Source organism: Candidatus Thermoplasmatota archaeon (assembly GCA_038884455.1).
Lineage (GTDB): Archaea > Thermoplasmatota > E2 > DHVEG-1 > DHVEG-1 > JAWABU01.
On the sequence record JAWABU010000050.1, the window covers coordinates 1 to 11,333 of the forward strand.

At 37.8% G+C, this 11,333-nt stretch carries 7 protein-coding genes; 4 read left to right on the plus strand and 3 right to left on the minus strand.

Features of this window, described 5'->3' with window-relative positions; translation table 11 throughout:
- Nucleotides 1-2,052 precede the first annotated feature (2,052 nt).
- On the plus strand, nucleotides 2,053-4,293 hold the full coding sequence (locus tag QXL17_07870; protein ID MEM4259044.1) for a hypothetical protein: 2,241 nt from the start codon (nucleotides 2,053-2,055) through the stop codon (nucleotides 4,291-4,293).
- A 345-nt stretch (nucleotides 4,294-4,638) separates the two neighbouring features.
- Here QXL17_07870 and QXL17_07875 read toward each other — a convergent pair whose 3' ends face one another.
- Complete coding sequence (locus QXL17_07875) at nucleotides 4,639-4,950, minus strand: hypothetical protein (GenBank protein MEM4259045.1); 312 nt, start codon at nucleotides 4,948-4,950, stop codon at nucleotides 4,639-4,641.
- 636 nt (nucleotides 4,951-5,586) lie between these two features.
- Complete coding sequence (locus tag QXL17_07880; protein MEM4259046.1) at nucleotides 5,587-5,889, minus strand: hypothetical protein; 303 nt, start codon at nucleotides 5,887-5,889, stop codon at nucleotides 5,587-5,589.
- 55 nt (nucleotides 5,890-5,944) lie between these two features.
- Between QXL17_07880 and QXL17_07885 the strand changes: the two genes are divergently transcribed.
- The 3 genes from QXL17_07885 (at nucleotide 5,945) to QXL17_07895 (ending at nucleotide 7,853) form a co-directional block, all read left to right on the plus strand.
- Nucleotides 5,945-6,583, plus strand: coding sequence for a hypothetical protein (locus QXL17_07885; GenBank protein MEM4259047.1), 639 nt, complete (start codon nucleotides 5,945-5,947; stop codon nucleotides 6,581-6,583).
- 44 nt (nucleotides 6,584-6,627) lie between these two features.
- Nucleotides 6,628-7,287, plus strand: coding sequence for a hypothetical protein (locus tag QXL17_07890; GenBank protein MEM4259048.1), 660 nt, complete (start codon nucleotides 6,628-6,630; stop codon nucleotides 7,285-7,287).
- 65 nt (nucleotides 7,288-7,352) lie between these two features.
- Entirely contained in the window at nucleotides 7,353-7,853 is a 501-nt protein-coding gene (locus QXL17_07895; GenBank protein ID MEM4259049.1) for a hypothetical protein, read from the plus strand.
- 1,026 nt (nucleotides 7,854-8,879) lie between these two features.
- Here QXL17_07895 and QXL17_07900 read toward each other — a convergent pair.
- A complete protein-coding gene (locus QXL17_07900; GenBank protein MEM4259050.1) occupies nucleotides 8,880-9,836 on the minus strand; it encodes a hypothetical protein in 957 nt (318 codons plus the stop codon).
- Between the last annotated feature and the right edge of the window lie 1,497 nt (nucleotides 9,837-11,333).

Consider the following 11,333-nt stretch of genomic DNA (forward strand, 5'->3'; position numbering starts at 1 on the left):
CGAAGGCCGAGTGGGGTGGATGGCCGAAGGGGCGTAGGTGGTGGGTGGCCGAGGAGGCCGCGGGTTGTATGTGGTGGGTGGCCGCAGGCCGCAGGCCGTAGGTGGTGGAAGGGCGTAGGGAGAGAAGTGCCGAGCGGGGTGGGCGAGGGGGTTGGCCGTGTTGAGCTGGCCGCGTGCCGAGGGGGTGGTAGGCCGCGGTGGTGGGTGGGCCGAGGAGGGGTGGGGTGGGGCTGAAAGGCCGCATGGAGGGTAAAGAAAGGGGAAAGAAAGGGGAAAAGAGGGGTAAATAAAGGGAAAATAAAGGGAGAACAGTAAATCAACTGGAGAGAAAGCTACTATCTACATTCTACCAGAGGTGTGTGTTGTGGTGGGTGACGAGTCTATGTGAACCTACTACGAACTCATAGCCATTTTCCGATATCGGAGCGGTTTCTTCGGTATTCGTAGTATATATTTCCTCTGTAGCTTCTTCTTTTTCCTGGCTTTCGTGCGGAAAATCTCTGGTCGTAGGACTTTTTGGATTTACCTATTTGTCTATATTTTTTTCCTTTTTTTCTATAGGTATATCTTCTTTTAGAGGATTTTCTTTTTTTCATGGTAATATATTTATGATACTTCTTTATTAATTAAAAAACAAAATAATAATTGAAAAAAATGAAAAGAATCATATATTTTCTACTTGTGTATATATTTTTTTCGAACGTAGAGGCAGTAAATGTGACGTACATATCTGAAAACCCGTACGATTGTCTAATTTTTTCTGATATAGACGGGAACGTGTACATGTCATGTAATAGGAGTATGGTATATCTACCGCCAGATAGAGATTACGTAATGACTACAGGGAACTCGTATTTTTTCGTGAATTATTCGAAGACGAATTCGTTATTTTCTGCGAACAATAGTATATCATATTCAGAGAAGGCAATAGATATGGGTAAAAAAATAGTAGGAAATATTGGTTTATTCTTTATTTTGATTTTATTTACGATTATGTTCGTAGGCGTATTTATTTTTCTAATAAAAAGAATAATAAGGTATCTGCTATGAAAAGAACGGTAATATCACTTTTATTTATGTTTTTCTTTCTCACTTTTTATGTATCAGCAGATGAAAGTGCGATTACGCAGGTTGTGGTACAAGACGGTAATATTAAGAACATTCACCTTTTTCAGGAGGATAATAGCAGGTATATACGTTCTATTCATATTGAGAACGAAAATTACACAGTCCTCACATTATTCGAGAATGTTAGTTATGCCGTTCTAATAGAAGAAAAGGAGCGAGACGATTTTTTCGATATGATGATGGTAGAGGGGGATGCAAACGAATTTCAGAAGACCTATGTACTGATGTATGGGGTTGTATTAGTGATATTGATTATGATTGTAGGCATAATGATATATATAATAAAAAGGATAATAAAGTAATATGAGAGATAGAAGTTTCATATTCATTTTCATAGTTATGGTTTTTCTGATGGGGTACACAGACGCAGATACATATCGGAAGTATTATACCTATGCGTATCCAGTTGTCTATAATTATAGTCGTGTATTTAATACATTCTTCCAGAATGTTTCAGACGCCTATGGGTTTTATTATAACGACACATATAAAGAGTTAGACCAATATAATTTCACGACTGGAAATTTTCATGGACAAATTGAACTGAACAAATGTGAATTTCACACAAATATTTCCTACGTAAACTACTGTAAACAACACTATTGTAGCACGGGGTATGACACGTATGCGGGAAATCTATCTTTCTACACGGGGTCTTATCTTAATGCCGTATACCCTTCAGTTGTAAATAATGCTTTTGGGACTTCAATTTTTCCGAACAGGCGATTATCGGCAACAGTAATTTTTTACCACGATGAAGAAGAGATAGGATATACGAGAAATGTATATTTTTCAGAAGTAAATACTCTATATGGTATTGAGAACTTTGGATATGTTTTTAATAAATTTTTTTTAGTTTGCCTAAATTCTACAATAATGAACTCGACAATCGATACGAAAGATACCTATGCTGAGATGTATATCATGCTATCTCATGATGGAGATGTACCGAGTTATTCGACCGCGTACAATATTCTCGGGTATGGGGGGTCTGCAATATGTTGTAGAAATACCTATATAGACAACTATTATGGTGTAAGGGTTGAAAATGTGAGTACAATACCATTCATCCGTGTATATGAAGTTGGAAGTACCTCACAGAACGAAACCCAGAACGAGACTACAGGGAACGAGACTACAGGGAACGAAACCTACACAGGAGACTGTTGTTTTAGGGGAAAACTGATTAACGCGAACGGTTCTATGACACCAGATTTAATTTTGACGCTCGAGCATGAATATGACGAGACTCCGAGGTATGTGATATGTGATAATACTGTGAATTATTCTGGGGGGTGTACTTTTCTCGAGAACGAGCGCGGGTACATCAATCGTGCTGTGAAGGATGAAAGTGGTATATACACATTAACGAACATGACATGTGGGCGGTATAACGTGAACTTAGGGCGGATATCGTCCGATGGCAGTGTCATGATGTATCTCGTAGATTCGGTATATAATCCGATGTGTAATACTACATATGTATATCAAGCAGATAGTGGGAACACGTACACATGTACAGACGTGAACGTGAACACTACGGTGAGGGACTTGACGCGAAGTGCGAATCTGAACAATGTCGAGTATTACATATTTGGGTGTGATAATTACGAAAAATGCAATATAAACTCTATGTCCGATATGCTCGATTTGGAGATGGGACGTGTAGAAGGGTGTAGTCAATACCTATACCAAGCGATATATGACGAGAAATATACGGATAGCATGGGGTATCCGATTATCAGGTTCGATTATCGCAATAGGTGGTGTAAGAAGTATATTTGCACAGGCATCAAGTATAAATACTATGAGAATTCAGAACTGAAGTATTTCGCATATGGTCGGCCTATGACGCATTCGATATACATCAACGATTACGTGCAGAACTACAACCTATATGTCGGTGACACACAAGTAGTGCCGTTCTGTTTCAAGTTCGTCGATTCCATCACGTACGAGACCATCACGAACGTAACGTTCAGGGTGACGAATTACGATACTCAGGAGATATTTGAGAACAACACATATTTTGGAACAAATAATGTTTTCTGTTTCAACTCGACCGTAAGCAGGAATCAGGGGTTGAACAGGCGATATCGTGTATATGCGACGAGGGATGGGTACTATCCTATAGACAACTGGGTTGATTTGAGCGGATATGACGAGACCGCAATAGTAATGCAACCGATTAGGTCGCAGAGCCTGAACGCATCGCTACTATATTTTCTTTCGGGGTATGTTCTCAGGGGGGACAGTATATTCAAGACGCCAGTGAGCGATATATTAGTTAAGATAGATTGCGTGAACTCGATTTATTACACTGACCAGAACGGATTCTACATTTTCAATAATATTTCACGGGGTCTGAATTGCTGTGTACGTGCTGATGACATGGGATTCGAAAGTACCATTGTCTGTGCCTCTATGTACGGTAATAAAACGAATATGAACATCACAATTACGCCGAAATCAGTAGAAAAGGTTGACGTGACGTTCTGGGTTATTACTGAAAAGCCGTATATAGCTGGTGAATATACAGACGTGAGTGGCGCTATCGTCACGGTTTCGAAGGCAGGTTCAAATCCAGTCTCGTGTACTACACGAACGAACGGTAAATGTACTATAGCAGACCTCAGGTACAACACGGCATACGATGTGACCGTGAGAAAAAACGGGTATTTAGAGTATCGGGAACGTATACGCATCAAGGCGAGTACGTACCAAATCACAATCGAGAAGGAACAGGATGAGTCTGTAGAGCGCGGAGAGTATTGCGAAATTAAGGGGTCGGTAATTTTGCAGAACGAGAGTACTATAATTCCGATTCTTTCAGGCGTGACGGTCGAGTTGCGGGAAATAAACGGAAATATAGTACACACCGTAGACGTTAGTAACGGTGTCTATCTTCTTCCTGCGGAATGTGAACATGATTACAGAATTATTGCCAAGTATGGAAATATGGAGATATCAGAGAGCGTGCGGACAGGTTCAGAAGGGTCGACCAAAAATTTAGACTTGAAATTCATAATCGAGAGTGTCACGTGGAGTAGGCGGCTGAATGACTTCATTATCTTTTTGCAGTCGTTACTACCGTTCTTTTATTTGATTTTTCTGCTTTTTATAATATTGGTTTTAAAGGTTCTAATTCAATCAATTATAAAGTAAAAAATTAAATAATATAAATTCGAACATCCAATACTAATATATGGAGAAATATAAAAAGACGATTTTTTCAATCATACTATTCTGTATTTTTCTTCTAAGTAGTGTCGGTAGTGTCAGCGCTACATGCACTGAAAAGAACATATGCCTGAATTCTGCGTATACAGACTTAATACAGTTCGATGATAACACCCCGTGCATAGCGTGTTCGTGTTCTTTTTACGTTCATGACGTTACGAGTGGGCAATCGTATAGTGGCGAGATGAGCAGATACGACGACAGTACTGCGTTATTTTATATAAATATTACGGATGATAAATATGAACTAAATGACGTTCTCTATATATATTATTCATGTATCGTAACAGGGAGCAACCTGAACGCATCGACGTGTGCGAAGATAAACGTAATCGATTGCTCTACAGAAGCCTCAAACGCTTTTTTTCCTTCAGGTACAACAGATACATCAGGTAGTTCTACAGATGGGTTATTAGGTGGAATTATAGATGCCATCAATAATCTAATTAACGTAAACATAAATATATTTCCTGATATAGACCTAAAGCCTGTGAGTTCTATTTTCACTTCTATTTTTGGGATAATAAACATGTTTCTGAATACTTTTTTAGGTCTTTTTTCGTTTTCGCTTAACATATTCATATATTTTCTCACGAATCCGAGCGATTTTTATCGTGATTTTTACGGATATATATGGAACTTCGTACTTACATTTGTCTTAGCGAACGCTCTTATATTTTTATTTTACGAAGCTTTCGTGATGGCATATACAGCGTACAAGTATAGCGTATATAATCTATCTTTTTTCGATTTTATTAAAATGTATATAGAGGTTCATGTAAATACTTTCGAGTTGTTATACAATAATAGTATAGCGCTTTTCAACTTTATGCTAAGAATCGGCAATTTAATCAACTTAACGATAAAACTTTTCGTAGACGCAATTCTTGTTATAATCGATATAATAATTCCGTTACCATAAAAATGGTCGTCGAAATATTCAAGAACATATTTAAAGAGGCAGAAAAAGCTGGAATCGAGTACGCGCAAGTATGTGATTTCATAGAGAACAGTCTGCGATTCAAGGTATCTGGAAAGCAGCACGACCGAATCATGCAAATATTAGGAGTACATTCCTCTTCTCTAAAGAAGGAAATCAGAACGTACATAATCCAAGTAGACAGGAAGAAACCCCAAGCCTCGACTTCTGAGCGGAAGAAATAATAAAAACCATGGTGTGCATAGGGGATTGGGATACGCACACCATGGCAAGACAGTCTAAAATCTAAACCATCTCTTAAATTTGAATATCCCTGTTATAAAGCCGAATATTGCCGCCAATACCATGAAAGCTCCGCCGTATATCATAACGGTGAGCATGAGGCTCAAGGCTTGGGACAGTATATTTCCGCTGATGATTCGGCCTATCAGGGTTGCGATATCATCTATGGTATCGCCTATATTATCAACGAGATCCGAGCCGAACAGACTCGTTGCGTTCGCGGTGCTGACGAGTGTATACGTTAGCACCAGACCAGCGAGGTATTTACTTTTTTCAATACCTTTTTGGATTATTTCCATATTATATAGTTAGGCACTACTTATATATAAATACACAAAGAGTTATAGTATATATATGGTCGAGAACAGTATTTTTGATTTTCTCAAAGCGACACAAGAGCAGGAAAAGCAGGAAAAGGCGAGGGTAACAGAAAAGAAGACTGATGTTATAACGGAGCTAATCAAGCAGATAAGTGACACTTCTATAGAGCCGCGCGAGAAGATGTATGTTGATATGGGAAAGATGTTATTTGACGTTGAGAAAATCAAGATGATATCGCGCATAGACAAGAAGATGATATACTATTTCATAGTCAATTATATAGCGTTATATTTCTATTTCGATTTCTATCGAAATTTTCGATATAAGCTTGTTTATTCATCTGAAGAAAAAAAAGTGACGTGTACCCATATGAACGGTCTATTGGATATAAGGGAATGTCCTTTATGTGGTGGGGTGGGGGAATACGTAGACGAGCGGTTGATATCGAGGAACGTACTATCGAAGCGAGAGGTCGATAATCTTCAGAAGCTCGTAGAGAAGTACGAGATATTGCTTAACGACATTCTTCAGCTATTCATATCCGAGCAGGGGAAAGGTCGTGACGAAGTGATACGGATTATGAACGGGATCACCGAGGAGATGAGGCAATCGATGATAGGGAGGTTATCTGGGTTGATGGGGAAAAACGTGAGAGACGTCGAGAACGTTTGAACTTTTTTTTTTAGCAGACGTATGAGGTAGGTAGGTGGGTGTGTGTGGGGGAAAAAATGGGCATAGGAAAGGTAATAATATGGTTAGTTGTATTGATATGTCTCATAGGGTGTGTGAAATTTCTGATATTATTTTTAGAGTACAGGAGCAGCAAGGGAGACATTAATTTGAGTACGAGTACGAGTTCAGGCACGGGTTCGAGTTTTAGTTCGAGTTCGAGTTCGAGTTCGAGCGATAGAACTCGAACCGAGAGTCAGGGGGGGATAGATGCAGTTCTGATAGGTCGTTTAGGCGAGTGCGAGAGCAATTTAGCAGCGGCGAGGAGCGAATTAAGAAGGTATGAAGAGAAGGCTGTAGTAGTGAAGATAGTAGAAAAGAACATATCGAAGAACATCACAGATATTCAGGAGCATCTTCTGATGAACCTCAGGCCAGAGCATCCGAGTACTGCGGCCTATTCTGCGGGGTTTGATGAATGTAAGAGGACCATGTTAGACATATTAGGGTTGAAGAAGACGAAATTCGCAGAGCGAGCGAGTGTATTCGATACGAGGCGATATATAGGGGACGATTTTTTTGATTCTCATATATGTTTTATGAAGCATAGGACCAATTTCACGGAATATTTCGAGGTCGGGATGAATCGATTTTTCGTACTATATAGGAACGAGACCCATATGAAGATAGGCATCACGTCCGATTGACGTCCGATTGAAAAGTATTTAAATACATACTGACATATTATGTATTTAAAAATAGAGGTGGTAATATGAAATTAATAAAAATAGATGAAGGACTGAAAAGAGAACCGTCATATGACGATTTCACGCTGATGCGGCCTATATGTCGTGAAATTTTCAAGTCCGAGAAGGACAGGGAATACCTGAAAATATCGTTCTTTCTCACGAACGCGAACAAGGAGAAGATGATATATACTATATATTTCCCAGTCTATTTCGACCCGAAAAAAAACGACTATCTTCTTGTTTCAGACCTAAAGCAGTCTAAGATATATGCATACGCGTCAGCATTCGAAAAAATGAATCCTCGTTTTTCAGCGATATATGATGTATTGAACGCGAGGCATATCGATTTCCTGAAAGAAATTTTCACGACGAACGATATGAACGAGCTGGTAGCGTACACGTACCCCGAAAAAACCGAATCGAACTACACGTTCAGGTTCGTGAAAATGAAAATAAAGTACTACAAGGATACAGAAAGGTACGTTCTCGTTCCGCTCGTAGACGAGACAATTGAGAAAAAATGAATTATGTGAAGGTATTTTATTTTCTTTTCATTTTTTCTCTTTTTTTTCTTTATTTATTTTTGAACGTATATTTTCTCGAGTCTTACAATTTCATTTTCGCGAAATCAGATATCATCAACTATCTAAATGAATATTACACGGGTGTGTATAGAATACATCATATAGTTTTTTATCTTCTTTTTGCCGTTACTAATTTTTTTACAGCGAACCCCTACATGAGCGTAATAGTATTGAACGTGTTGGTATATTTTATTATCACGCAAGTTTTGGTTTTCGAGTTCAATGATAGGGATTATTTGAGGGGGTTATATTTCATACTCTCATCATATCTCACGGGGTTTTTTTTGGTCGTGAATATTTTCTCGCAATATATAGCTTTTTTAGTTTTTTTGTTCGCCTTGATAATATACAAAAGAAACTCGAACCATTTGAACATGAAGGTAATAATTATGCTACTTATGTCTGTCCTAATTCATTATTCTGCTATTCTTCCGACTCTTTTTTTCATATTGACGGCGAGTAGTAGAGAAGAGTATTTCAAGCACTCGAATATATATATCATATTGCTTATAGCCTATATCTTTTTGCTCGGGTTCGCAGGGGTAAGATACAGTATTTTTTCTAAATATAATAACGACGAGTACGAGAACAATATCGTGATGAACCTTATCACGCTCAACCCGATAATTACAGCGAAATTTATTTTAATAGGTGTAAGAACATTATTTGATTTTTATCGAAAAAACGCAACGAATTCGGACATAGATAGATTGAAGATATATATTTTCATATCCTTTTTGTTCGTGAGTTTCACATCCCACCTGGGTCGATTATTGTTATACGTCTATCCGTTCATTTTTCAGATAGTGATGGAACATGGATACGAGCAGAGAATTGAGGGGATTGGAACAGAAAAAAGAAAACTAAAAATTCCGATGAGAGATATCGTTTTTTCTTTTATATATTTTTCTATCCTACATTTTCTTTTTTTTGCAGACGTGAAGGCTGATTTAGTTCGGCATTTTCTCAAAAGAACATCATAGGATTGAAGACGATAGGTTTCCTGTATAGCATTTTCGTTTTCGTATCGTATACGACGTAATACCCATATGCATACGATACTCTATAGCCGTCTGCGTATTCCCTATTCACGATTTTTTTCAGCTGTTGTATATCGTACGGCTGCATCTTCATGAGCATCTCATTGAACGTCGGTATATTTCTTGGGTCTGTCACTTCTTCATGATTCGAGTATATCATAACTAACTGAGGTGTATCTTCTGTATGTCTGATGAGGTCTATCTTTACGTTTATTTTCGAGTATATTTTCACGTCTTTAGTGGTCTTTTTCTCAAGCTCGTATCTCTTTCTGATGTATTGCTTTTGCCTTTCTATATTTCTTTTCGATTGCTTATTAATATTTTCAATCACTTTCGAGATGAGCTTTTTATTTTTCACGTTCGATTTTGGGACGTAGTCTTTTCTGATTTTTTTCAGTTCTTTTTCGGATAATTTTATGTTCTTTATCTTTTTTGGTGTGATAGTGCCGAAGTACCTGTTGTAATAGAAATCCTTCATAACAGTTTTTCTTTTATCGACGTGTTTTTCATATATCAAGTAATATATATTTCCTTTTCTATCTTTCAGCGCAGGTTTCTGTATCAGGTATGGACGGCTCAGGTCTGATTTTTTTGGCTTTAGGATATAATCTTTCGTTTCGAGGTCGTAATATACCTTCACTACTCTAAATTTCTTTCGATATTTTTCTTTCAGTACTACACGAGTCGTGATTTTCTTTGTTTTTCTGTCGACGTACGCAGAAAATGGGATATGTGCTTTTTCAGCTCTGTTCTTTTTCAGAATATATGAATATAGGCCGAACTCAGCGTATTGTTTTAGTGCTTTTTTTATTTCTTGTTCTTCTGCTGCTGTTGCTGTTCTTGCTTGTTTTTTTATTTTTCTTTTTTTCTTTTTCATCTTCATATATGATATTTATATCGTCTTCTGTATTTATATTTTTTGTTTTTTGCTGCTCACGCAAATAAAAAATGTAATTTACGATATTGTCTATGTCACTCTTCGTGAGCGTGTTATTTTTTTCGAGTTCGTTAAAATAAATATAACTCTTCATCTGGTCTTTCTTCTTGATGTCGGAATCAATGTACTTCATGACTAAACTGTTCATTCTCGTCGTCTCGTCTTCGAACTCGTCCACAAACTGCAACGTGTCGTAAAAATCACATATGTATCTTCCATCCTTCGTAATCAGAGGGAAAAAAATCGGAATATTCGAATATCTGATATCCTGATATATCACGGTCGTGACAGCCCGAACCATGAACGGCTTCTGATTGAACGGGTCAAAATATAACTTGGTAGGCATGATGATAAAGTTCGATAGCGCCCTAATTCGTATATCTATCGCAGAAAAGAATTGGGACGTGAGCGCTATATGACATGAATACTTCCTCGATTGCAAGAATAGTTTCGTGATGAACCTATTGTATTTCGAAAGAGACGCTCTACTGTCCAAATCCTGCTGTCCTTCGTCGACAGCGAAAAACTTTTTTTTATTAGGCTCGTTCTTTAGTTTGTTAAGTTCTTCTATTGTTCGTATGTATTCGATATTTTTTATCAATTTTTTATCGATATGATAATTCGAAAAGACATAGTACCCATTCTCGTAGAACATGTGCGCGAGCGTTGTCAGTAATAGTGTCTTCCCTGAACCTATGTTACCGATTACGTTTATTATCATTTCGTTCTTTTATTCTTTTTTTATTGGAACGCGTTAATGAGTAGATGTAGCAATCCAGACACCATAGAGCCTATGAACAACCCCACAGCAAACGAGGCTAATATAATCAAAAGTAGTTTTATGTTAGTCGGCTCTTCGAGATATTTGAGCAAAGACGACTGGACTACTTTGTACGTGCTAACGCCGTAGTCTATCTCGTATTCGTTTTTCAGGTGCGTCCAGTCGATACATCCACGAGACTGAACGAACATAGTATTCCAACCTCGTCCTGTCCTGAAAGAAAAAAGAGCCTGCTGTTTTTGGGCCTCGGCCGTTTTGATGATGTTTTCGACTGTTATATTGTTTATGTCAGATAACGTTATGAAAACGACGTTTTCGCCGTTATCATCGAATATTACGGGGTTCACTTTCACGCACTGCAACGATTCGATGAAGCATAGCTTCTTATCTGGAGAGAGTATACCGTTATAAGTGTCGATTTTATAGTTCGGGTTGACGACCTTTACAAGTGTGCGAAGGTTATAATTTCGTCTTCTCACGTATTTCAGCTCGTATAGTGTCGTTATCACAGAATTTCCGAAATCCCGAAGTACATTGTTCACTTTCGATATCATTTTGAGTTCCCTCTCTTTTTGTTAGCCTGTTTTTAGGTTCAATTTTAAAAAAATAAATAAACTAATAAGAAACGCAAATATAATAACGATACTAATCGAGACATATAT